Annotated in this window: 19 protein-coding genes and 2 pseudogenes; 16 read left to right on the plus strand and 5 right to left on the minus strand. The window is 34.0% G+C overall.

From position 1 onward, the window contains the following. Positions 1 to 6: 6 nt before the first annotated feature. The 3 genes from ACP7AQ_RS13215 to glyA form a co-directional block, all read right to left on the minus strand. The gene (locus ACP7AQ_RS13215) at positions 7 to 570 is read right to left on the minus strand and encodes a helix-turn-helix domain-containing protein (protein WP_426095794.1); all 564 of its coding nucleotides are present in this window, start codon (positions 568 to 570) and stop codon (positions 7 to 9) included. Positions 571 to 746: 176 nt separating this feature from the next. Continuing rightward, positions 747 to 1,340 (minus strand): tRNA-(ms[2]io[6]A)-hydroxylase, encoded by a 594-nt coding sequence (locus tag ACP7AQ_RS13220; RefSeq protein WP_426095795.1) that lies wholly within the window; start codon positions 1,338 to 1,340, stop codon positions 747 to 749. 121 nt (positions 1,341 to 1,461) lie between these two features. Beyond that, on the minus strand, positions 1,462 to 2,736 hold the full coding sequence (gene glyA, locus ACP7AQ_RS13225; protein WP_426095796.1) for a serine hydroxymethyltransferase: 1,275 nt from the start codon (positions 2,734 to 2,736) through the stop codon (positions 1,462 to 1,464). A gap of 108 nt (positions 2,737 to 2,844) precedes the next feature. On the opposite strand from glyA, the gene fahA reads away from it, so the two are divergent. From fahA to argH, 13 genes and pseudogenes are all read left to right on the plus strand, one after another. After that, positions 2,845 to 4,128, plus strand: coding sequence for a fumarylacetoacetase (gene fahA, locus ACP7AQ_RS13230; RefSeq protein ID WP_426065153.1), 1,284 nt, complete (start codon positions 2,845 to 2,847; stop codon positions 4,126 to 4,128). A gap of 154 nt (positions 4,129 to 4,282) precedes the next feature. Then, entirely contained in the window at positions 4,283 to 5,467 is a 1,185-nt protein-coding gene (locus ACP7AQ_RS13235; protein ID WP_426095797.1) for a hypothetical protein, read from the plus strand. Between the two features lie 474 nt (positions 5,468 to 5,941). After that, positions 5,942 to 6,559 carry a GNAT family N-acetyltransferase gene (locus tag ACP7AQ_RS13240; protein WP_426095798.1) on the plus strand — a complete coding sequence of 206 codons (618 nt, stop codon included), beginning with the start codon at positions 5,942 to 5,944 and terminating at the stop codon, positions 6,557 to 6,559. 133 nt (positions 6,560 to 6,692) lie between these two features. Further along, complete coding sequence (locus ACP7AQ_RS13245; protein ID WP_426095799.1) at positions 6,693 to 7,886, plus strand: argininosuccinate synthase; 1,194 nt, start codon at positions 6,693 to 6,695, stop codon at positions 7,884 to 7,886. A gap of 223 nt (positions 7,887 to 8,109) precedes the next feature. Further along, positions 8,110 to 9,087: an N-acetyl-gamma-glutamyl-phosphate reductase gene (argC, locus tag ACP7AQ_RS13250; RefSeq protein WP_426095800.1), complete on the plus strand. Its 978-nt coding sequence runs from the start codon at positions 8,110 to 8,112 to the stop codon at positions 9,085 to 9,087. Positions 9,088 to 9,206: 119 nt separating this feature from the next. Next, a complete protein-coding gene (locus ACP7AQ_RS13255; RefSeq protein ID WP_426095801.1) occupies positions 9,207 to 10,343 on the plus strand; it encodes an aspartate aminotransferase family protein in 1,137 nt (378 codons plus the stop codon). 87 nt (positions 10,344 to 10,430) lie between these two features. Continuing rightward, positions 10,431 to 11,627 carry a glutamate-5-semialdehyde dehydrogenase gene (locus tag ACP7AQ_RS13260; RefSeq protein WP_426095802.1) on the plus strand — a complete coding sequence of 399 codons (1,197 nt, stop codon included), beginning with the start codon at positions 10,431 to 10,433 and terminating at the stop codon, positions 11,625 to 11,627. A gap of 69 nt (positions 11,628 to 11,696) precedes the next feature. Further along, on the plus strand, positions 11,697 to 12,458 hold the full coding sequence (gene proB / locus ACP7AQ_RS13265) for a glutamate 5-kinase (protein ID WP_426095803.1): 762 nt from the start codon (positions 11,697 to 11,699) through the stop codon (positions 12,456 to 12,458). 62 nt (positions 12,459 to 12,520) lie between these two features. Beyond that, positions 12,521 to 12,901: pseudogene (locus ACP7AQ_RS13270) on the plus strand (GxxExxY protein). A gap of 80 nt (positions 12,902 to 12,981) precedes the next feature. Next, positions 12,982 to 13,929 (plus strand): N-acetylornithine carbamoyltransferase, encoded by a 948-nt coding sequence (locus tag ACP7AQ_RS13275; RefSeq protein WP_426095804.1) that lies wholly within the window; start codon positions 12,982 to 12,984, stop codon positions 13,927 to 13,929. Next, complete coding sequence (gene argB, locus ACP7AQ_RS13280; protein ID WP_426095805.1) at positions 13,919 to 14,704, plus strand: acetylglutamate kinase; 786 nt, start codon at positions 13,919 to 13,921, stop codon at positions 14,702 to 14,704. Before ACP7AQ_RS13275 ends, argB begins: the two co-directional genes overlap by 11 nt. Continuing rightward, positions 14,701 to 15,771, plus strand: coding sequence for a M20 family metallo-hydrolase (locus ACP7AQ_RS13285; RefSeq protein ID WP_426095806.1), 1,071 nt, complete (start codon positions 14,701 to 14,703; stop codon positions 15,769 to 15,771). The genes argB and ACP7AQ_RS13285 overlap by 4 nt, the downstream gene beginning before the upstream one ends. A 145-nt stretch (positions 15,772 to 15,916) precedes the next feature. Beyond that, positions 15,917 to 17,197 carry an argininosuccinate lyase gene (gene argH, locus ACP7AQ_RS13290; RefSeq protein ID WP_426095807.1) on the plus strand — a complete coding sequence of 427 codons (1,281 nt, stop codon included), beginning with the start codon at positions 15,917 to 15,919 and terminating at the stop codon, positions 17,195 to 17,197. 319 nt (positions 17,198 to 17,516) lie between these two features. Here argH and ACP7AQ_RS13295 read toward each other — a convergent pair whose 3' ends face one another. Then, positions 17,517 to 18,401 carry a hypothetical protein gene (locus tag ACP7AQ_RS13295; protein ID WP_426065135.1) on the minus strand — a complete coding sequence of 295 codons (885 nt, stop codon included), beginning with the start codon at positions 18,399 to 18,401 and terminating at the stop codon, positions 17,517 to 17,519. Between the two features lie 100 nt (positions 18,402 to 18,501). On the opposite strand from ACP7AQ_RS13295, the gene ACP7AQ_RS13300 reads away from it, so the two are divergent. The 3 genes and pseudogenes from ACP7AQ_RS13300 (at position 18,502) to ACP7AQ_RS13310 (ending at position 21,558) form a co-directional block, all read left to right on the plus strand. Beyond that, entirely contained in the window at positions 18,502 to 19,572 is a 1,071-nt protein-coding gene (locus tag ACP7AQ_RS13300; RefSeq protein ID WP_426095808.1) for a formimidoylglutamase, read from the plus strand. Between the two features lie 99 nt (positions 19,573 to 19,671). After that, positions 19,672 to 20,928 carry a DEAD/DEAH box helicase gene (locus tag ACP7AQ_RS13305; protein WP_426095809.1) on the plus strand — a complete coding sequence of 419 codons (1,257 nt, stop codon included), beginning with the start codon at positions 19,672 to 19,674 and terminating at the stop codon, positions 20,926 to 20,928. Positions 20,929 to 21,283: 355 nt separating this feature from the next. Beyond that, a pseudogene (locus tag ACP7AQ_RS13310) lies at positions 21,284 to 21,558 on the plus strand (Hsp20/alpha crystallin family protein). Positions 21,559 to 21,651: 93 nt separating this feature from the next. Here the strand turns inward: ACP7AQ_RS13310 and ACP7AQ_RS13315 are convergent. Next, positions 21,652 to 23,844: a response regulator gene (locus ACP7AQ_RS13315; RefSeq protein ID WP_426095810.1), complete on the minus strand. Its 2,193-nt coding sequence runs from the start codon at positions 23,842 to 23,844 to the stop codon at positions 21,652 to 21,654. Positions 23,845 to 23,902 lie beyond the last annotated feature (58 nt).

Genomic DNA, 23,902 nt, shown 5'->3' on the forward strand with positions numbered 1-23,902 from the left:
GTAATTTTATTTAATATCTTTTGATAATTTTCTTCTTTTTTCAACTATTCTTTTAAACATGGATGGCGTCAATCCGGTAACTTTTTTGAATTGTGTCGATAAATATGCAACACTACTGTAATTTAATTCATAAGAGATCTCCGTTAAACTAAATTCTCCATCTAATATTAATTTTTTGGCTCTTTCAATTTTTTGAATAATAATAAAATTCTCTATTGAAGTATGTGTGTACTCCGAAAAAATATTGGTAATATAACCATATCTAGAATTCAGTTTTTCAGATAAATATTGCGAAATTGTTGTACTTGGAAATTTATCTTTTTCATAAATAATTTCAACAATGGCATCCTTTATCTGCTGAATCAGTTGCCCTTTGGGATTATTTATAATGTGGATTGAATAGCTATCTAATGCCGTTTGAAGCTGTTCAAAAATCTCAATTGAAACATCATCATTAATTTCAATTTGACCTAAACTTAAAACCTGATATTCAATATTTAATTTATCTAAATGGTCTTCTAGTATTCTGCGACAAGCAATATTTCCATCGTAATTGTAATTAAGCTTCATCCTGTGAATATATTGTTAATAATTGATTTATTTCTAAAAAAGATATTAAATATTGCGAATCGATTATTACTACTTAATTTTTGTCCCAAATGGCAAAATCGTAAGGAATAAAAATACAATCAACTACCTCAAAAACAATTACCTAACGCAATTAAAATTTAAAAACATCAAAATACCTACCCGTGAATCGTTTCGTTTTTACCATAATTAGCAATAATGCACTCTTCAAATTCCAGCCACTCTCGCCAACGTTTTTCTACATCAATTCCCACACCATATTTTCTAGCGTATGTAATGAAAGTGGTATAATGTCCTGCTTCGCTTTCCATCAAATCTCTATAGAACACGGACAGTTCTTCATCGTTGATATTTTCTGAAAGTACTTTGAAACGTTCACAACTTCTGGCTTCTATCATTGCCGAAAACAATAACCGTTCCACTAAGCTGGAAACCCTGCTTCCGTCGCTGCTTTTTTTCATGTACGAATACAATTCATTTACATAATCGTCTTTGCGCTCGCGACCTAATTTGAGTCCACGTTTGATAATAATATTGTGAACTTGCTCAAAATGATCGATTTCTTCTTTGGCCAAAGCCAATAAATCCTTCACTAAATCCTGATGTTCTGAGTTATTAGTGATAATCGTAATTGCGTTTGTAGCTGCTTTTTGTTCACACCAAGCATGATCCGTCAAGATTTCCTCAATATTCTTTTCTACAATATTGACCCATCTTGGATCGGTTGGTAATTTTAATCTTAATACAGACATAATTTAAATCTTAAAGTTAGAAAGTCATAAAGTCGAAAGTCGAAAGCCAAAACTAAGACAGAATATTAAATTCTATTCAAAGACTTTCGACTTTCGACTTTAAAAATTTTACAACGATTTATTAGTATACGAAAATAGCTCTTTCGCTCATCATTTCGTTTACTTCATTTGCTACAGCCTCGATTACATCTTCGTTGGTATGATCCATCAAAACTCTGTCTATTAAAGCAACTATGGTTTCCATATCTTCCTCCACAAGACCACGAGTGGTAATTGCAGGAGTTCCTACACGAATTCCTGAAGTTACAAATGGTGATTTATCATCAAATGGAACCATGTTTTTATTTACTGTAATTTCTGCTTTTACTAATGCGTTTTCAGCATCTTTCCCAGAAATGTTTTTGTTTCTTAAATCAATCAACATCATGTGATTGTCCGTTCCGCCAGAGATGATTTCATAGCCTCTTTTTACAAAAGCATCCGCCATAGCATTCGCATTTTTTTGTAATTGCAAAGCGTATGTAAAAAATTCATCTTTCAACGCTTCACCAAAAGCTACTGCTTTTGCAGCAATAATGTGCATTAAGGGACCACCTTGATTTCCTGGGAAAACAGCTAAATCCAATAGAGATGACATCATTCTGATTTCTCCTTTTGGCGTGGTCAGACCAAATGGATTTTCGAAATCTTTACCCATCAAAATTAAACCTCCACGAGGACCACGTAATGTTTTGTGAGTTGTAGTTGTCACAATATGGCAATGAGGTAATGGATCATTCATTAATCCTTTTGCGATAAGACCTGCAGGATGAGAAATATCAGCCAATAAAATAGCGCCAACACTGTCAGCAATTACTCTGAAACGTTCAAAATCCATATCACGGGAATAAGCTGAAGCTCCTGCAATAATTAATTTTGGTTGTTCTCTCGTCGCTATTTCTTGAATTTTATCATAGTTCAATCGTCCTGTTTCTTTGTCTACACCATAAAAAGAAGGAGTATACAAACGTCCTGAAAAATTAACTGGCGAACCATGCGTTAGGTGACCACCATGAGACAAATCAAAACCTAAAATTTTATCTCCAGGCTTAATACATGCGTGGTAAACCGCTGTATTTGCTTGCGAACCGGAGTGTGGCTGCACATTTGCATAGGCCGCACCAAATAACTCTTTGGCTCTGTCAATAGCAATTTGTTCAATGACATCAACTACCTCGCAACCGCCGTAGTATCTTTTGCCAGGATAGCCTTCAGCATATTTGTTAGTTAAAACAGACCCAGCTGCTTCCATTACTTCGTCACTTACGAAGTTTTCCGATGCAATAAGTTCTAATCCGTGAATTTGTCTTTCTTGTTCTTCTAGAATAAGGTCAAAAATTTGTTCGTCGCGTTGCATTTTTTTGATTTTCGTTAATTTGATGCAAAAATACAAAAAAACGTTTGGTTAATAGTTAGATTATAATATATTTGATGAGTAATTTTTTAACAAAATAATTAACAAAATATGCCAATAACAGCTAACGATACCAACAGAAAATCATGGCTAGAAGTACTTGTCAATAGTGATTTTCCTATTCAAAATATTCCTTTTGGAGTTTTTCTTACCAAAGAAAATATAGTAACCGTAGGAACCAGAATCGGGGATTTCGCCATTGATTTGGGAGCTTTACAACAATTAAATTATTTTGAAGGCATTGAGCTGACGGATGATATGTTCATGCAGGACACTTTGAATGATTTTATTTCCGATGGTCAAAAAACATGGCGTTTGGTTCGAAACCGAATTGCAGAACTTTTTGATGTGACAAATTCAAAATTACAGGATAATGCCAAAGATAGAGACATCATAATTTTCAGGATGGAAGATGTAGAAATGCAATTACCGGTGCTTATTGGGGATTACACAGACTTCTACTCCAGTAAAGAGCATGCAACTAATGTAGGGAAAATGTTCCGTGACCCTGAAAATGCATTGCTACCAAACTGGTTACACATTCCTGTGGGCTATCACGGAAGAAGTTCCACGATTGTTCCTTCTGGAATTCCAGTTCACAGACCTATGGGACAAACGTTGCCAAACGGAGAAACCACACCAGTTTTTGGCCCTTCCCGTTCTGTCGATTTTGAACTTGAAACAGCTTTTATTACTACAGATGTAAATATAATGGGAGAAAATATTTCGGTTACTGAAGCTGAAGAATATATTTTCGGAATGGTTTTATTGAATGACTGGAGTGCCCGAGATATTCAAAAATGGGAATATGTTCCGTTGGGACCGTTCTTGGCAAAGAATTTCGCCTCTTCAATTTCGCCTTGGATCGTGACTATGGATGCTTTAGAACCTTTTAGAACCAAAGGTCCAAAACAAGAACCAACGCCTCTTCCCTATTTGCAACAAAAAGGAAAACATTCTTTTGACATTAATTTAGAAGTGGCCATTCAGCCTGAAAATGCGGAAGCAACAGTTATTTCTCATTCTAATTTTAAATACATGTACTGGACAATGAGCCAGCAATTAACACACCATACTTCTAATGGTTGTCGTGTAAATTCAGGCGATATGATGGGATCTGGTACTATTTCCGGGCCTACTCCTGACAGTTTTGGTTCGATGTTAGAACTAACTTGGGGCGGAAAAAACCCAATACAATTGAAAGATGGAACTGAACGTAAATTTATCAATGATAATGACACTGTAATCATGAAAGGACACTGCCAGAACGGACATGTTCGCATTGGTTTTGGTGAAGTTTCCAGTAAGCTATTGCCACCTTTCGTTAGAAAATAAAAGGAATAAACATAGAATCTAAAAACCTAACAACTATACTACTTTTGTTGGGTTTTTTTATGGCATTATTTTTGAATTTTGGAAATTAGAATACTTACTCTGTTTAAAAAAAGTAGCATTTCAATCAAAAATCACTTCACTAATCATATCGCTTATGAAAAAAATTACTCTTTCATTATTCCTGTTTCTCATTATTTACTCCTGTGGCGTAAAGCAAACGCAAAATTTAGTAAACTCCGGAAATTACGATCAGGCAATTGATAACGCCGCATCCAATTTGCGAACAAATAAAGATAAAAAAGGCAAACAAGACTATATTTACTTACTCGAAGAGGCTTTCGCCAAAGCAAAAGATCGGGATTTGAATGCTATTAATTTATTGGCTAAAGATGCTAATCCGGCTCAATTGGAAAAATTATATAATACGTATTTACAATTGAATTCGCGTCAGGAAAAAATCAAACCTTTACTTCCTTTAAGGTTAATCAAAGAAGGACGAAATGCCATTTTCCCATTTGATAATTATAACGATCAAATCATTGACAGCAAAAATGCTTTGTCCACTTATTTGTATGCTAATGCCAAAAAATTAATGGCAACATCAGACAAGATGAATTATCGAAAAGCGTATGATGACATGGATTATTTAAATCAAATAAATCCAAATTACAAAGATGTTTTGCGATTGATGGACGATGCAAAATACAAAGGTTCTGATTATGTTTCAGTTTACACCAAAAACGAAACCAACATGATCATTCCGGTCCATCTTCAAAATGATTTATTGGATTTCAGTACTTTAGGATTAAACGATAAATGGACTGTTTACCACAGCAACAAACAAAAAGGATTCAATTATGATTACGGACTGATGATAAATTTTAGAGAAATTTACATTTCGCCAGAGCAAATTAAAGAAAGAGAATTTGTAAAAGAACGAATTATCAAAGACGGTTTCAAAAAACTGATTGATGCCAACGGAAAAGAAGTGCTGGACGAAAAAGGTAAAGTAGTTATGATAGATAATCTTAAAACTGTAACTGCCCGAATTTATGAATTCAAACAATTTAAATCTTGCCAAATTACGGCGAAAGTGGATTATATAAATTTCAGAAACAATCAACTTTTACAATCTTTTCCTTTAACTAGTGAATTTATTTTCGAAAATATTTATGCCACTTACAAAGGAGACCGACTCGCTGCGGACGATAATTATTATTCTTATTTTGATAGAAATCCAATTCCTTTCCCTAGCAGTGAACAAATGGTTTATGACACTGGAATTGACTTAAAAGCTAAAATTAAAGATATTATCACTCGAAACAGCCTAAGAAACTAATATTTTTAAGACTTTACAACTTTATAAAACTTCTTGATAATCAATTTTAATAAGGAGTTTTTTTAATTTAAATAAATCAACAATACATTAAAATTTTGTTAGAAAACAGAAAAGTAGTGTTACGTTATAAAAATATGTGTACTTTTGAAGCAATGAATAAATCAAGTTTACATATAACTTCTTTGTCACGGACAAACAGACTTACAACTTCTCCCGAAGTACGGATGCTATAATTATAGTACCCAAAAGCTGTTTTGTATTTTTATTCATTTTTCATTCTTTTCATTTTGAAATCACCGCTATTTTCCATTGGAATAATTTATCCAAAAACTAATACTTATTTAATCCTACCGCATTGTAGTTCAATTTATTGCACAACAATCAACAGTTTTATTGTTGTATTTGAATTTGGTAAAAATGCATTTCAAAAACAAATATTAAAATCTTTTTATAACTCAAAATTCAGCTTTTGAAATGAATATTTCTATCATTATAACTCAGGAAGAACAATATAAATATTCGCATGAAATATGCGATACCATAGAATTATCCGCACTATTAAGAGGTACGGGAATTGCTAAGAGAACTCCTGAATACATCCAGAAAAAAATGGAAAGTAAGGATGCCATAATTGCATTAGACAACGGGAAATTTGCTGGTTTTTGTTATATCGAAAGTTGGCAGCACGGTAAATATGTGGCACATTCAGGATTGATAGTTCACCCTGACTACAGAAATTTAGGATTGGCAAAACAAATCAAATCGAAAGTATTTGACTATTCTTTGGAGAAATACCCAGATGCTAAAATATTCGGAATTACAACTGGATTAGCAGTAATGAAAATCAATTCTGATTTGGGATATAAACCGGTTCCGTTTTCAGAATTGACGACAGATCCAACTTTTTGGGCCGGTTGTAAAACCTGCACTAATTTTGAAATCCTAAAAAGTAAAGACAACAAAATGTGTTTGTGTACTGGAATGCTTTACGATCCAAAAGAAAAACCTAAAGATCCGCCTGAACATCCATTTAACGTTAGAGTATTAAACAGATTAAAATCAATTAAAGAAGCCTTGTTCTTAAAAAAATAAATCCCATCCCCAGCCCTCCCCGAAGCTGAGGGAGCCAAGGAGTAAAAAAAAAAACATAAATATAAATTCCCAATTGCCGGTTTCGGCTCCCCTTCCTTCGACTGGGGATGGGGTGAGGAAAAAAAATAATATCATGAAAAAAGTAATACTAGCTTACAGCGGAGGATTAGACACCTCCTATTGCCTAAAATATTTAAAAAACGAAAAAGGATATGAAGTTCATACCGTTCTTATAAATACTGGCGGATTTGATGAAACGGAGCTAACCGCCATTGAAGCAAGAGCTTACGAATTAGGAAGTGCTCAACATACAAATCTTACCATTGTCGATAAATATTATGACAAAGCCATAAAATATTTAATTTATGGAAATGTATTAAAAAATAATACCTATCCACTGTCTGTAAGCGCTGAGCGTGTTTTTCAAGCTATCGAAGCGATTAAATATGCAAAATCAGTTGGTGCCGAAGCAATCGCACACGGAAGCACTGGCGCAGGAAATGACCAAATTCGTTTTGATTTAATTTTCCAAACCATTGCTCCCGAAATTGAAATCATCACTCCTATTCGTGATTTAAAATTATCAAGACAGGAAGAAGTGGATTATTTATCTAAAAATGGAGTTCATTATTCTTGGGAAAAAGCACAATATTCCATCAATAAAGGATTGTGGGGAACAAGCGTAGGCGGTAAAGAAACATTGACGTCAAATCAAACTTTACCAAGTGAAGCGTATCCTTCGCAATTGCAAAAAACGGGTGAAGAGAAAGTTACCTTACAATTTGAAAAAGGACAACTAGTAGGTATCAACGGGAACTTGGATACCCCAACAAAAAATATCGTTGCATTAGAAAAATTAGCCAGCGCATATGCAATTGGTAGAGATATTCATGTTGGTGATACGATAATCGGAATAAAAGGAAGAGTTGGTTTTGAAGCCGCTGCGCCTTTAATCATCATTAAAGCACACCATTTATTAGAGAAACATACGTTGGGCAAATGGCAACAATACTGGAAAGAACAATTAGGAAACTGGTACGGAATGTTGTTTCATGAAGGACAATTTCTAGATCCGGTAATGAGAAACATCGAGGCATTTCTGGAAGATACTCAAACCACAGTTAACGGCACTGTTATCGTTTCTCTAAAACCATATCACTTTACATTGGACGGTATTGAATCTGAAAATGATTTAATGAATACTACTTTTGGACAATACGGAGAAATGAACAACGCCTGGACTTCTGACGACGCCAAAGGATTTATCAAAATTCTGGGGAATGCCCAAAATATATTTTCATCAGTAAATAAACTGACACACGATTAATTGAAATTCTGAATTAATCAATAAATATAAAATTTAACCACATAGAAACATAGAAAAAAGAACTTATATAGACCAATTTTTGGTTACACAAAGCTATATTTTACTCCAATAAGTGAAACGCTTTATAAAATTAATAAAATCTATGTATCTATGTGGTTAAAAAATAATACAAATCGAATTACTCCAACAAGGATTAATTCTAATATGTTTAAAAAATAAGATTATGATTAATATTGGAATAATTGGCGGTTCAGGTTACACTGCGGGCGAACTCATCAGAATATTGATGTTTCATCCCAAAGCTACACTTGATTTTGTGTATAGCACGACAAACGCCGGAAAACCACTTCATGTCGCGCATCACGATTTGATGGGCGATATCGAAATGAATTTTACCGATACTGTAAATCCAAATGTGAATGTACTTTTCTTGTGTTTAGGTCATGGTAAATCAAAATCGTTTTTAGAGAACAATCAATTTGCGAGTCATACCAAAATCATCGATTTAGGAAACGATTTCAGATTAACAAAAGACAAAGATTTCAACGGAAAATCTTTCGTCTACGGTTTGCCAGAATTAAACAAAGCGAACATAAAAAATGCCCAATTTATCGCTAATCCAGGTTGTTTTGCAACAGCAATTCAATTAGCGTTATTGCCTTTGGCTAAAAACGAAATGCTTACGACTGATGTTCATATCAATGCCACAACCGGAAGCACGGGAGCTGGAGTTTCACCTTCGGAAACGACGCATTTTAGTTGGAGATCTAACAATATGTCACATTATAAAGCTTTTGAACACCAACATTTGGGCGAAATAAACCAAAGTGTCAACCAATTGCAGGCGGACTATAAAAACGAATTGATTTTTGTACCCAACAGAGGTGATTTTGCCAGAGGAATTTTTGCAACATTATACACAACAATCGAAGAAAACTTGGAAGATGTGGTGGCGAAATATGAGGCTTTTTACAAAGATCAACCTTTCGTAACTATTACCACCACTGAAATCAACATGAAACAAGTGGTTCAAACGAATAAATGCATTATTAGTTTAATGAAAAAAGGAAACCGGTTATTGATTACTTCAGTAATTGATAATTTAACGAAAGGAGCTTCAGGACAAGCCATTCAAAACATGAATTTAATGTTTGCACTAGATGAAACCACAGGATTGCATTTGAAACCAAGCGGATTTTAATCCCCTCCCCAACCCTCCCCGAAGGGGAGGGAGCCAATATGCAAAAAAAATAAAATAATCAAATTCTATCTCGTCACCCTCCCCTTCGGGGAGGGCCGGGGTGGGAAAAAATATTTATTATGAACTTATTTGACGTTTACCCATTATACAACATCACTCCTGTAAAAGCCCTCGATTGCACCATTACAGATGAAAAAGGAGTGGAATATTTAGATTTATATGGTGGTCATGGAGTAATTTCCATTGGACACACACAACCGGATTATATTGCCAAATTAAAAAATCAATTGGATAATATTGGTTTTTATTCCAATGCGATTCAAAATCCATTGCAAGTAGAATTAGCAGAAAAATTAGGGAAACTTTCCGGATTAGAAGACTACACTTTATTCTTGTGCAGTTCTGGAGCTGAAGCCAATGAAAACGCGTTGAAATTAGCCTCTTTTCACAACACTAAAACCAGAGTTATTGCTTTTGATAACTCTTTTCATGGAAGAACTTCGGCGGCAGTTGCAGTGACAGACAACAAAAAAATTGTTGCGCCAATCAATGCGCAACAAATTGTTACTTTCTTGCCATTGAACAATATTGAGTTGCTAGAAAACGAACTAAAAAAAGGCGACGTCTCTTCTGTTATCATTGAAGGTATTCAAGGAGTTGGTGGTTTAGACCAAGGGACAACTGAATTTTTTCAGGCATTAGAAAAAATGTGCGAAACTTACGATGTCGTTCTGATTTTGGACGAAGTGCAATCAGGATACGGAAGAAGCGGAAAGTTTTTTGCACACCAACATCATTACATCAAAGCAGATATTATTTGTCTGGCGAAAGGAATGGGCAACGGATTTCCTATTGGAGGCATCATGATTTCTCCAAAATTTACAGCGAGTTATGGATTATTAGGAACTACTTTCGGCGGAAACCATTTGGCTTGTGCCGCTGGAATAGCAGTTTTAGATGTGATTAAAAGCCAAAAATTAATGGATAACGTAAATGATGTTTACGCCTATTTTTTAGAAGCAATCAAACAAGTTCCTGAAGTGATCCAAGTAAAAGGAAGAGGATTAATGCTAGGAGTAGAATTTGATTTTGACGTAAGTGATCTTCGTAAAAAAATGATTATCGACAAACATATTTTTACAGGAAATGCGAACAATAAAAACTTATTAAGAATTCTTCCTCCATTGACAATCAAGATAGAAGCAATCGATACCTTTATTATAGCTTTAAAAGAAACATTGGCAGAATTGAAATGATTTTTTAAACATATAAATCTTCTAAGCTCTTAAACTTATGTGACTTATATGCTTAGATTTTTTTCTAAAATAGTAAACCAAAAACTAATGAACCACGTATTACCAATAGAAAAACGAAATGCAGTTTTAAGTAGTATGGCCGAACTTCTTGAACAAGAAAGAGCCAATCTTAAGACTATAAATCAACAGGATTTAAGCAATTATTCGGGGGATGATTTAGCGATGGAAAAACGTTTACTGGTTGATGATGCCAAAATTGACGGTATGATTCTATCTCTGGAGCAATTAGCGAGTCAAGAAGATCCTATTGGTGTGGAGCGTTTTAATTTCGACCATGATAACGGAATGAAAATCATCAATAAATCAGCGGCTTTTGGAACTATAATGATTATTTATGAATCTAGACCTGATGTTACTGTTGAAGCTGGTGGAATCGCTTTTAAATCCGGAAACAAAATTCTACTCAAAGGCGGAAAAGAATCTTTACAATCCAACTTAAAAATTGTGGAGTTGTGGCATCAAGCCTTAAAAGAGAACAATATTGCTACAGAATGGGTGGAATACTTGAATTACAATCGGGAAGAAACACAGGCATTTTTGGAGAACCCAACACAAAAAGTGGACTTAATCGTTCCTCGTGGTGGGGAGAAATTAATTGCTTTTGTAAAAAAACATGCCACTTGCCCAGTGATTATAAGTGGCCGAGGAAATAATTTTGTATATGTGAATAAGGAAGCCGATTTAAAAAAAGCACTTGACATTATTATTAATGGAAAGACCTCAAATATATCAGTTTGCAATGCTTTAGATAAAGTTTTAATTGATACTAATCTTGAAAATTGGGAAGGTTTTGTTATCAAAATAGTTGAAGAATTACAACAAAGAAACGTTACTATTTTGGGAGATGAAAGTATTTCAAACGCAACAAATGTTACTCAGATCGAATCGGATTTAATTTGGTACGAAGAGTTTTTGGATTACAAAATTGTTATTGGAACAACCAATTCGGATCAAGAAGCGATTGACAAAATAAATAAATATTGTGGCGGGCATTCCGCTTCGATAATCACAAAAAATGATGCAATTGCCCAGGAATTCATGGAAAATGTAGATACCGCAGCCGTATATCAAAACGCCTCTACCCGATTCACTGATGGCGGACAATTTGGTTTAGGAGGAGAATTGGCGATAAGCACGGACAAATTACACCAACGTGGGCCAATCGGCTTGCAACATCTAGTTACTAATAAATGGTATATTTACGGAAATGGACAAACAAGATAATAGTCGTAAATTCCAAAGTCATAAAGTCGAAAGATTGAAAAAAAGAAGGATTCAGAATAAAGAATAAAAATGGCTAAAAAAAGAATTTTATTAAAGTTAGGGAGCAATACGCTAACCAAGGAAACCAATCACATTTCGAGAGGAAAGATTGAAGATATTGGAATGCAAATAGCCGCTTTACAGGACAATTACGAGTTCATCATTGTGAGTTCAGGTGCAATTGCTGCGGCCAAACAATTTGTAAAACTGGAGAATCAAGACAAAGATGTTTTTGTAAAACAAGCGTTAGCTTCTATTGGTCAGCCCCATTTGATGCGAATTTATCATGAAAATTTCAGCGATTTAGGATTGCTAATTTCGCAGTGTTTGCTTTCTTATTCTGATTTCGAAAAAGAACAATCCAAAGTAAATATTGTAAACACAATCAATGTGTTGGTCAAAAACAGCTATATTCCAATTATAAATGAAAATGATACCGTGGCAACGGATGAGATCCAGTTTGGTGATAACGATAAATTAGCCGCTTTGACCGCCGTTTTATTAAATGTTGACATTCTGATTATCGCTACCAATACGAACGGGATTTACACCAAAGCATCCATCCATGATGCCGTTCCTGAAACTATTTCTTTGGTAACCGATTTAAAAGTATTGGAAAAAGAGATTGGCGATTCTAAATCCTCGCATGGAACCGGCGGAATGCAATCTAAAATAGAAGCTTCGGCAATTGCCAAAGCCGCTACTATCGAAACCTGGATTGTCAATGGCCTGGAAGATAATTTTATTTTGAAAGCTTTAAAAAACGAAATACCTTTCACTAAAATTCTATAAAGAAGGGACACAGACAAAACGGATTCGCGTTGCGAAGACGCTGATAAAAACAGATTTTTAAAATGGATTTAAAACATAAAGAATTAACGGATGGAATTTTAAAAACTTTTTACGAAGTGTATAATGAATTGGGTTATGGCTTTTTAGAAAAAGTATATCAAAATTCAATGTATATAGAATTGAAAAATAAAGGATACCAAGTTGAGGCTCAGAATAAAATTAAAGTTTACTATAAAGGAACTGAAGTTGGCGAATATTATGCAGATTTAATAGTAGAAAATCTAATAATATTGGAACTAAAAGCAGTTGATTAGATAGTGAAAGATTTTGAAAACCAAATTTTAAATTATTTAAGAAGCACTGATTGTGAAGTAGGTTTACTTTTAAACTTTGGAAAAAAACCTGAATTTAGAAGGAAAATTTTTGAAAATAACAGAAAATAAAGAAAAAAATCCGTTTTAATCCGTGTCTTCGCGATAGCGAATCCGTTTAATCCGCGTCCAAAAACTTAAAACACAAAACAATGAACTATATTTCTATACAAAACATAGATTCACTCGACAAATGGGTGAAACAAGCATTGAAAATCAAGAAAAAACCCCTTAAAAACAAAAAACTGGGTAAAAACAAAACCTTAGGAATGTTGTTTTTTAATTCCAGTTTGAGAACGCGTTTGAGTACTCAAAAAGCAGCTTTGAATTTAGGAATGAATGTCATGGTAATGAATTTTACCAGTGAAGGTTGGACATTGGAATTTGAAGATGGAGCCATCATGAACTCTGGTGCTTCGGAACATATTAAAGAAGCTGCAGCAGTTGTTTCTCAATATTGCGATATTATTGCCATCAGGGCTTTTGCGGGATTGGTAGACAAAGAAAAAGACAATGCCGAAACTGTTCTAATGGGTTTCTTGAAACACGCAACTGTTCCAATTGTTAATATGGAAAGTGCGACAGGACATCCATTACAATCGCTAGCCGATGCAATTACAATGGCCGAACACAAAACAGAACACCGTCCAAAAGTAGTTTTGACTTGGGCTCCACATCCTAAAGCTTTACCTCAAGCGGTACCCAATTCCTTTGTGCAAATGATGCAGTTACAAGATGCAGACTTTGTCATTACGCATCCTGAAGGTTACGAATTGAATCCTGAAATCACGAAAGATTCCAAGATTGAATACGACCAAGACAAAGCTTTCGAAAACGCCGATTTTATTTATGCCAAAAACTGGAGCAATTATAATGAGTATGGTCAGATTACAAATTCCGACCCAAATTGGACTGTAACTGCCGACAAAATGAAACTGACTAATAATGCTAAATTCATGCACTGTTTGCCAGTAAGACGTAACGTAATTGTAACGGATGAATTGATTGACAGTGAAAATTCAATTGTTATTGAGCAAGCCAACAATAGAACCTATGCCGCACAATTAGTGTTGCAAAAAATATTGGAAAATGGAAAATAAAAAACCGGTAACGCTAATAAAAATTGGAGGAAACATTATTGACAACCCAACGGAATTATCACAGTTTTTAATTGATTTTTCTCAGATTGAAGGCTATAAAGTACTCGTTCATGGCGGTGGAAAATCAGCTACCAAAATGGCGGAAAGTATTGGTTTAGTTCCTCAAATGATTGACGGAAGACGCATTACCGATGCCGCTATGCTTGATGTAGTTGTGATGATTTATGCAGGTCAGATCAACAAAAATATCGTTGCTCAATTACAAGCTAATTCCACCAATGCGATGGGGTTTTCTGGTGCTGATGGGAATTTAATTCTATCGGATAAAAGAAACCATCCTACAATCAATTATGGTTTTGTGGGTGATGTAAAAAAAGTGAATACAAACTTATTACAAACGTTACTTTCTAGTGGAATAGTTCCTGTATTTTGCGCGATAACACACGATGGAAAAGGACAATTATTAAACACGAATGCCGATACCATTGCGAGCGAACTAGCAATTGCTTTATCGGAAGTTTTTGATGTCACTTTGAATTATTGTTTCGAAAAACCCGGCGTTCTGTATGATGCCGAAGATGATGCATCCGTAATTGAGAACATTAATCAAGAATTATATTCTAAATTAAAAGCTGACGGCGCCATACATTCTGGAATGATTCCTAAATTAGACAATTGCTTTAATAGTTTGTCCAAGGGAGTTCAAAAAATAAAAATTGGTCATCACAGGATGATACAAGATAAAACGGCGTTGTACACTACAATTACACTATGAAGAGTATAGAAATCCTTACACAAGAAGCCATTACGTTATTAAAAGCACTGATTGAAACGCCTTCATTTTCAAGTGAAGAAGACCAAACAGCACTTTTAATCGAAAATTGGTTTAGACAAAATAATATCCCCTTCGAAAGAGAGAATAATAATATTTGGGCTTTCAATAAGAATTTTGATAAAACAAAGCCAACACTTTTACTGAATTCACATCACGATACCGTAAAACCAAACCAAGGTTACACAAACAATCCATTTAAAGCTATTGAAAAAGATGGGAAATTATTTGGATTGGGAAGCAATGATGCGGGAGGTTGCCTGGTTTCACTTTTAGCCACTTTTGTTCATTTTTATTCGAATGAAAATCTGCCTTACAACATTGTGATAGTCGCTTCAGCCGAAGAAGAAAGCAGCGGAAAAAATGGGTTAAACAGCGTATTGAAACATTTACCGGAATTGGAATGTGCCATTGTGGGAGAACCTACTTTGATGCAATTGGCCGTAGCCGAAAAAGGATTATTGGTCCTCGATGTTATCGTAAAAGGTACCGCTAGTCATGCAGCACACAACAATCCTGACAATCCTATTTACAATGCGATACCCGTTATCGAATGGTTTAACAGTTATCAATTCGAAAAAATATCGGAGGTTTTAGGTCCTGTAAAAATGACCGTAACACAAGTCACTGCAGGTAAACAACACAACGTAGTTCCCGCAGAATGTCATTTGGTTGTCGATATTAGAGTAAATGATTCCTATAACAATCACGAAATTTTAGATACCGTAAGAGAGCATCAGACTGCCGAAGTCAATCCGCGTTCGATGTATTTGAATGCATCATCAATTCCCGTTGCACACGAATTAGTACAAGCCGGAATCGCACTGGGAAGAACCACTTACGGGTCACCTACCCTCTCGGATCAATCGGTTTTGAGTTGTCAATCCTTGAAATTAGGACCTGGCGAAACTCTGCGGTCACACTCGGCGGACGAATTTATATTTATAAACGAAATAGAAGAAGGAACTCAATTGTATATCAAAATACTAACTGATTTTTTCAAACAATAAAATAATTTGGATTTATCCTGATTATTTTCAGGAGCTAATCCCGCTATTCGTTGCAATCTTTTATTTTTTTAAAGAAAAAAAATAAAAGGATTTCCACTACTATCCGGGCTAAAATCTAACAATCTAACAATCTAATTATCCATATATGAAACTTTGGGAAAAAGGAATACCAACCGATAAGCAAATCGAACATTTCACCGTTGGTAACGACAGAGAACTGGATTTAGTTCTTGCCAAATACGATGCTTTAGGCTCTATAGCACATGCAAAAATGCTGGGACAAATAGGACTTTTAACAGATTCCGAAACCGTTGCTTTGGTTTTGGCTTTGGAAGAAATAATTGCAGCCGTTGAAAACGGAAAATTCGAAATCGAAGACAGCTTTGAAGACGTACATTCCAAAATCGAATATTTACTGACAGTAAAATTGGGAGACGCCGGAAAAAAAATTCACACGGCCCGTTCTCGTAACGACCAAGTTTTAGTAGATGTTAATTTGTATCTAAAAGACGTGGTTAAAGAACTAAAGGAACAAGTAAAAAGTCTTTTTGATTTGCTAATGGAATTGGCTGAAAAACATCAAAATGTTTTATTGCCCGGATATACTCACCTTCAAATTGCGATGCCGTCTTCTTTTGGAATGTGGTTTTCCGCTTACGCCGAAACTTTGATTGATGACATAACTATGCTAAATGCTGCTTTAAAAATAGTAGACCAAAACCCATTAGGTTCGGCTGCAGGTTATGGAAGTTCCTTCCCTATCAACAGAACATTCACCACAAAGGAATTAGGGTTTGAAACCTTAAAATTTAATTCGGTTGCCGCACAGATGAGTCGTGGAAAATCAGAAAAAACAGTGGCTTTCGCAATGAGTAGCGTGGCTGCAACCCTATCAAAATTTTCGATGGATGTTTGTTTGTACATGAGTCAGAATTTCGATTTCATCACTTTGCCCTCGCATCTTACAACAGGTTCGAGCATTATGCCCCACAAGAAAAACCCCGATGTTTTTGAGTTGATCCGTGGAAAATGCAACAAGATTCAAGCGCTTCCATATGAAATTACTTTAATTACCAACAACCTTCCTAGTGGTTATCATAGGGATGTGCAATTGTTGAAAGAAGGATTGTTTCCAGCGATTCAAAACCTGAAAGCCTGTTTGGATATTGCTATTTTTGCTATCAAAGACATTGCAGTAAAAGAACACATTTTAGACGATAAAAAATACGATTATTTATTTACGGTTGATTCCTTAAACGAAATGGTGGTTGCCGGAATACCGTTTAGAGATGCGTATAAAGCCGTTGCCGAGCAACTGGAAAATGGTACATTTCAATCTCCAAAAGAAACCAAACATACGCACGAAGGAAGCATTAATAATCTTTGTTTGGATGCCATAAAAAAGAAAATGAGCGATTCTTATTAAATCAAAATAATTTGTTTAGTCGTGAAAAAATGCAATAATATTACTTCAGTACGAGCCATATTTCATAATATATCTTATTGAATAGCAAACTTGTTAAACAGGAGATAAGTTGCTTTTGTTTTGATTCATTCTCTTATAACTTTCCTAATAATAAATACTAAAAGCAAACAAGCGATTGTTAAATAGAATTACATCTATTCAACAATCGCTTGTTATTTAATCTTCTAAATATCTTAGCTATACTTTTTCTCAACTATAATTAAAATATTTGTTCGCAGATGGTAAACAAATGCTTCTCTTTTTCATATAATACTAAGTCTTATCTCAGTACAAAACTTGTTTTAGAAACCAATATATCTCTATCAAAAATATTGATATAATAAGTTCCTTTGGCAAAGTCTTTTCCTCTTAAATCTTCAGATACTTGGATTGTTTTATTTTCATATTTTACATTAGTTAAAAAACTATATGTCAACGTATTTTCTCCAAAATTTTCTGATTTCTTATCTCCTAAAACATTATTTTTACTGTCAATTACTTGCACGTAATATGTTTTATCACCTGATTTAGCAATAGCATTCTCAGCAATTGTAAAGTTTACTCTAAGTACATCCGCTCTGCTTGCTTTATCTGTTTCAATTTGTTTCCCTGAACTTCTTAATCTGAAAGCCGATCCTCTTGTATTTAAAACAGTTAATTTCGAACCAATTTCGACTGCTTTTGTTAATTCTTCATTTTGACCTGTCAATGCTTCGACATTCTTTTTAGTCTCTCCTAATACCACCACCGTACTGTCACGCTGTGTAGTTAAGGTTGTATTTTGCTTTCTTAACCCATCATTTTCAGCCATTAATACTTTCATATTGCCCTGTAAAGCGTTGAATTGTGTTCTGTATTTTGATAAAGAATTAACATCTCCTTTGGATTTACTTAAATCAGACATTAAATTAACTACTTTATCTCTTTCCAGAATTAACTCATCGGACATGGAAGTATTCTCTGCGATGGCAGCATCATAAGTCGATTTTAATTCTTGTAAATCTTTCATCACCGATTCTTTCTCCGTTAGAGTACTTTTTAATTCGGTTTTTACTACTTCAGCATCGGAGGTCATTTTAAAAATGTATATCAAACTACCTACTAATAAAATAGCCAATACAGCTATTACCGCTTTAAGACTCGAACTGCTTTTTTGATTTTCCATCTAGTTTTAATTTTTATTTATTTACAAATTTAACAATATATAACCATCTATTAACGTAAGTTGATACAATTATATTATTTTTGAAAAAAATATTTTTTTAATGGAAAAGATTATCCCGTTCACAATAAAAGATCTCTCAAAGATAACCAACCACAGAAATGGCGAAATAAAATTTGGAGAAAAAATGATAACTGTTCCAAAAGATGCTGATTCTATTGAATTTTTAAAAACCTGCGATGCTAAATATGTATTGTTTGGGATTCCGGAAGATATTGGCGTAAGAGCCAACTACGGGAGACCGGGAACTGCATCAGCTTGGGATAGTGCAATAAAAAGTATTGCAAATATTCAACACAATCGTTTTTGTAAAGGCACTCAGCTTGTTGTTTTAGGTCAACTGGATGTAACTGAACATATGAAAAATGTAGAACTTTTAGACTTTAATGACATTGACGATCGTTCAAAATTGAGTCAGCTCGTTGATAAAATTGACAAGGATGTTTCCCATATTATTTTTAACATCGTAAAATTAGGCAAAATTCCAATTGTTGTTGGTGGCGGACACAATAACTCCTACGGCAACATAAAAGGAACCGCTCTTGCAAAAGGCAAACCTATAAATGCAATTAATTTTGATGCCCATTCTGATTTTAGAATTTTGGAAGGACGTCACAGCGGCAATGGTTTTTCCTATGCTTTCGAAGAAGGTTTTTTGAAAAAATATTTCATTTTTGGCTTGCATGAAAATTACACTTCCAAAAGTGTTTTAGATATTATCAAAAAAATAGAAGACCGAGTCCGTTACAACACTTATGATAGTATCAGTATCCGCAGAGAAAAGGATTTTGACAAGGAAATGTCACAAGCATTAGAATTTGTAAATGATGACTCCTTTGGAATTGAAATCGATTTAGATGCCATTCCAAACATTGCCTCCAGTGCGATGACAATGAGTGGTTTCTCCGTTGAACAACTCCGTCAGTTTATTTCGTTTTTTGGAAAAAATAAAAATGCTTCCTATTTACATATTTGTGAAGGCGCACCGGATTTAGGAGAAGAAAAAAACAATCATCTTATAGGTAAACTTATAGGTTATCTGGTAACTGATTTTATTAAATCCAACATTACTCAGTCCGTTCAAACTATAATTCCCTCTCTTAAAACTTTCTAAATTCAGCTCCCAAATAACATAAAAAGAACCATCAAAAATATAAATACTATCTTTGGATGCTATCTCTGTACTTAATACAAGATATTTAATATCCAAAATATGTTATTCGAAGATTTATCACTTTCAAAAAGTATACAAAAAGCCGTATTTGAACAAGGCTACCTTAACCCAACTCCTATTCAAGAACAATCTATACCACTAGTACTAGCGGGACGAGATCTAATAGGTTGTGCGCAAACCGGGACAGGAAAAACAGGCGCATTTGCAATACCAATTATACATCAGTTACACCGAATTGTGGGTTCATCCAAAAAAGCCAAAGTAATTCGATCACTAATCGTGACTCCAACCCGAGAATTAGCCGTTCAAATTGGCCAAAGTTTCGACACATACGCAAAATACACTAACCTGACACAGCTTACAATTTTTGGTGGCGTTTCACAAAATCCACAAGTTGATACCTTAAAAAATGGTGTCGATATATTGATCGCAACTCCCGGAAGACTTCTTGATTTACACAAACAAGGTTTTATCGATCTAGATCATCTGCATACATTAGTCCTTGACGAAGCAGATCAAATGCTGGACATGGGATTTGTAAATGATGTTAAAAAAATTGTAAAGCTTACGCCAAAAAACCGACAAACATTATTTTTCTCTGCAACAATGCCGATCGCGATCAGAGAATTAGCCGAAATTTTTCTGACAGATCCTGCAACAGTGACCGTTTCGCCTGTCTCTTCAACTGCTGAAAACGTAGAACAACGCGTTTATTTCGTTGAAAAAGGCGAAAAAAGAAACTTATTATACCATTTGATTAAAAATGAAAATTTAACTGATGTATTGGTTTTTTCCAGAACAAAGCACGGTGCCGACAACGTTGTTAAGGCATTACGAAAAAATAATATCGCCGCAGAAGCTATTCACGGTGACAAATCACAAAATGCAAGACAACGTGTTTTGGATGCTTTCAAAAACAAAGAAATCGGCATTTTAGTTGCAACTGATATAGCAGCCAGAGGAATTGATATCGATCAATTACCGTTTGTAATTAATTTTGATTTACCCAATATTCCTGAAACGTACGTACACAGAATTGGCAGAACCGGTCGTGCCGGAAACGGTGGAATTGCTATTTCTTTTTGCAGTAAAGACGAGCATGCATATTGGAAGGATATACAAAAATTAATAAAAGTTGACGTTAAAACCGTAAATGATCATCCCTACCATTGGCACTCGGGCAGTCCGGAAACGGCTCCAGCATCCGCAGCTCAAAAGAATTCAAACAGAAGTGGAGGTGCTCATAAATCAAGAAAATCAGAAGCATCAAAACTAAATAAAAAACGGTGGTACTAATTGTTTTAACGTGAACTATCAGCTGTAAGAATTGTCTTTTTTTTTAAAAAAAATAGGTGATTAAGCGATAATAAATTGTTTTTCAACGTTTTAAATTTTAAAAGCTGTTTTATAAAATAATTAAATCATTAAATTTGACTTAAGATATCATAAACAGCTTTAAACAAAAAATCATGAAAACCTTAGTTAAAAAAGCGGCTTTTTCCCATCATTAAATACTGTTTTTGATGATTTTTTTACAAAAGATTCGTTAGATTGGAATGATGAAAATTTTTCTGGCATTGAAACTAATTTACCTTCGGTGAACTTAAAAGAGACCGAAAATAAGCTAGAAGTCGAATTGGCTGCAACTGATATGAAAAAAGAAGATTATAAAGTTGAAATTGACAACAACACGCTCATGATTTCTTCTGAAAAACAAGAAAAAAAGACAATTACGTTCGAAAAGAGTTTCGTTATCAATCTTTCTGCAGATCTTTCTATTTGCCCGAATATGTAGATGAAAGCAAAGTTGAAGTTAGTTATAAAGATGGAATTCTGCATGTAGTGATCGCTGAAAAAGAAAATGGCAAGAAAAAAGCACTTAAATCAATTGCCATTAAATTAAAAAAATCTTATTTAAGTGTCTAATTAATACTTAAAATTGTAATATAATTGAAGCTTGCTAGAGGCTTAAGAGTATAAGGTTTTAACATAATTACCATACTGAAATTGTAATGAAATTTAGTTTTTAGAAATCAAAATTGTAATGATACTAAACAATTTAACCGAGTCAAAAGGTTTTATAATGATGTCATTAATTCCGGCTGAGAGCGCCTCTTCAGTAATTTCAGCTTTATCAAACGCCGTGAGTGCGACAATTGGCGTTTTGATTCCCATTAACCGTATCTTTCTAGTGGTTTCAAAACCATTTATCAAAGGCATATTAATATCCATTAGTATGATATCAAAATATTCTTTTTCAAGTATTTCCAGCGCTGCATATCCGTTATCAACTACACTGCACTTGTAGTTATTTTTTTCTATTATTTTTTTAGTAACTAATTGATTAATATGATTGTCCTCGACTACCAAAACATTTATGGTTTGAGTCGAAGAAATATCGACTTGAATATTATTAATAATTTCAATCGTTTTCTTCGGATTATATTCGAATGCAATTACAAATTTGAGTGTCGTTCCTTCACCAATCGCGCTTTGAATTAAAATACTACTGTTAAATAACTTCAACAATTGTTTCACGATGCAAAGTCCAAGACCTGTTCCCTGATAATCAGTTTCTTTTCTGCCAATTTGCACAAATTTATCGAAAATCTTTTCCTGATCATCCAACGCTATTCCAATTCCGTTATCTTGAATTTTAAACTCTATAAAATAAGACTTATCGACTGTTTTTTCTAAATGTAAACTTATTGTTACTTTTCCATTCGTGGTAAATTTCAATGCGTTACTTACTAAATTCATAATGATTTGAGAAAGCCTTAACTTGTCACCAATTAAATATTCTGGAATATTTGGGTCAATTTTGACTACGATAAAATTATTATTATTTTTTGCCAAAAATGACAGCGAATTTTTAACCATGTAAATTTCATCTGAAATATTAAAAGTCAGATTCTCTAATATCATTCTATTATCTTCAATCTTGTTGATTTGGAGAATATCATTTACGAGCGACAGTAAATACCTGGCTGAGAATTTAAGTGAACTCAAATGTGGACTGTTAGCTAATTCTTTATGCTCGTCTAGCAACATATTTGTAATTCCTACTACACCATATAAAGGAGTTCGCAATTCATGGCTGATGGTAGAGACAAATTGAGATTTTAATATTGATGCTTCCTCAGCTTTTTCTTTTGCAAGTGTTAACTGTCTATTAGTTTTGGAAAGTTCTGCATTTAATTTTTTCCTAAAATTATTATTTTTGAATAAAGTGTATAGCAAAAGCAACATTACCAACGATATTATCATAAACAAAAACACAATCGTTTTAGATTTCTGAACTATTTGAAACTGCGCATCTTTTTCGCTTTCAAATTTATCAATTTCCCTTTTGTACTCATCTAATTCTACATTGATCCCAACAACATTTGCTTTTTTAAGTTTGTCCTTATTATAAAGCACTTCTGTAATTTCATTGTATTTGGAAAGATTTTCATACGCCTTTTTATAATCCCCTTTGCTCATTAAATATTTGGAATATTCCAAATGAGCAAATGATAAATCTGATTTTTCATTAATTTTATTTACGGACTTAATTGAATTTAAAAAATAAGCAGTAGCTTTTTTATCATTACCAAGGTGTGCATCATACATTCCATTTAACATGTTAACAGCACCCGCAGTTGATTTATCGCCATACTTAAGATTATTTTTGTTTATGAATTCCAGATTTGGATATCCTTTTTCAAAATGACCAACATCAAAATACGCCCAGGCGATATTCAGTTTGGTCATGAAAATCTGACTGGTATCCGCAATTTTGCTACTATATTTAAGAGCGTTTTCATAAAAGTTTATCCCTTTTATATATTGCTTTTTTTCAAAACAATAAATATTTCCTAAATTGTTGAAAATCCTATTCTTTAATGTATCGTTGTGCGTTTTTTTAGCGTAGAGCAATCCTCTGTTATAGAAAAAAATAGCTTTGTCAAATTCAGCTAGTTCCGCGTAATTTGCAGCAATGGTAATGTAGGAAATTGTTGTTGAAGAACTGTCATTAGCTACAATTGCTTTGTGCAAAGCTGCTTTTGAAATTTTAAGTGATTTTTCAAAATTGGCATCATTCAAATATTGAGAAGCCTGGTCGGTTAGTTTGGTAAGTTCTTTTTTTGTGTAAATCTTTGTCTGCGCAAATAAATCATTAAACGAATTTAATGTCAGCAATAACCAAAAAATTACACGTATCTGATACATAATCAATTATAGTTTATCAAATATACATTTTATTAATAAAAAAATGACAAAAAGAGCG

Source organism: Flavobacterium sp. DSR2-3-3 (genome assembly GCF_049896585.1).
Taxonomy (GTDB): Bacteria; Bacteroidota; Bacteroidia; order Flavobacteriales; family Flavobacteriaceae; genus Flavobacterium.

Excerpts from the sequence above, each read along its gene's own strand:
- ACP7AQ_RS13240 (WP_426095798.1), top strand. The coding sequence starts at position 5,942 with ATGAATATTTCTATCATTATAACTCAGGAAGAACAATATAAATATTCG.
- ACP7AQ_RS13275 (WP_426095804.1), top strand. The coding sequence starts at position 12,982 with ATGAACTATATTTCTATACAAAACATAGATTCACTCGACAAATGGGTG.
- ACP7AQ_RS13245 (WP_426095799.1), top strand. The coding sequence starts at position 6,693 with ATGAAAAAAGTAATACTAGCTTACAGCGGAGGATTAGACACCTCCTAT.
- ACP7AQ_RS13260 (WP_426095802.1), top strand. The coding sequence starts at position 10,431 with ATGAACCACGTATTACCAATAGAAAAACGAAATGCAGTTTTAAGTAGT.
- argC (WP_426095800.1), top strand. The coding sequence starts at position 8,110 with ATGATTAATATTGGAATAATTGGCGGTTCAGGTTACACTGCGGGCGAA.
- fahA (WP_426065153.1), top strand. The coding sequence starts at position 2,845 with ATGCCAATAACAGCTAACGATACCAACAGAAAATCATGGCTAGAAGTA.
- glyA (WP_426095796.1), bottom strand. The coding sequence starts at position 2,736 with ATGCAACGCGACGAACAAATTTTTGACCTTATTCTAGAAGAACAAGAA.
- ACP7AQ_RS13220 (WP_426095795.1), bottom strand. The coding sequence starts at position 1,340 with ATGTCTGTATTAAGATTAAAATTACCAACCGATCCAAGATGGGTCAAT.
- ACP7AQ_RS13215 (WP_426095794.1), bottom strand. The coding sequence starts at position 570 with ATGAAGCTTAATTACAATTACGATGGAAATATTGCTTGTCGCAGAATA.
- ACP7AQ_RS13305 (WP_426095809.1), top strand. The coding sequence starts at position 19,672 with ATGTTATTCGAAGATTTATCACTTTCAAAAAGTATACAAAAAGCCGTA.
- proB (WP_426095803.1), top strand. The coding sequence starts at position 11,697 with ATGGCTAAAAAAAGAATTTTATTAAAGTTAGGGAGCAATACGCTAACC.
- ACP7AQ_RS13300 (WP_426095808.1), top strand. The coding sequence starts at position 18,502 with ATGGAAAAGATTATCCCGTTCACAATAAAAGATCTCTCAAAGATAACC.
- ACP7AQ_RS13315 (WP_426095810.1), bottom strand. The coding sequence starts at position 23,844 with ATGTATCAGATACGTGTAATTTTTTGGTTATTGCTGACATTAAATTCG.
- argB (WP_426095805.1), top strand. The coding sequence starts at position 13,919 with ATGGAAAATAAAAAACCGGTAACGCTAATAAAAATTGGAGGAAACATT.
- ACP7AQ_RS13255 (WP_426095801.1), top strand. The coding sequence starts at position 9,207 with ATGAACTTATTTGACGTTTACCCATTATACAACATCACTCCTGTAAAA.
- ACP7AQ_RS13285 (WP_426095806.1), top strand. The coding sequence starts at position 14,701 with ATGAAGAGTATAGAAATCCTTACACAAGAAGCCATTACGTTATTAAAA.
- argH (WP_426095807.1), top strand. The coding sequence starts at position 15,917 with ATGAAACTTTGGGAAAAAGGAATACCAACCGATAAGCAAATCGAACAT.
- ACP7AQ_RS13295 (WP_426065135.1), bottom strand. The coding sequence starts at position 18,401 with ATGGAAAATCAAAAAAGCAGTTCGAGTCTTAAAGCGGTAATAGCTGTA.
- ACP7AQ_RS13235 (WP_426095797.1), top strand. The coding sequence starts at position 4,283 with ATGAAAAAAATTACTCTTTCATTATTCCTGTTTCTCATTATTTACTCC.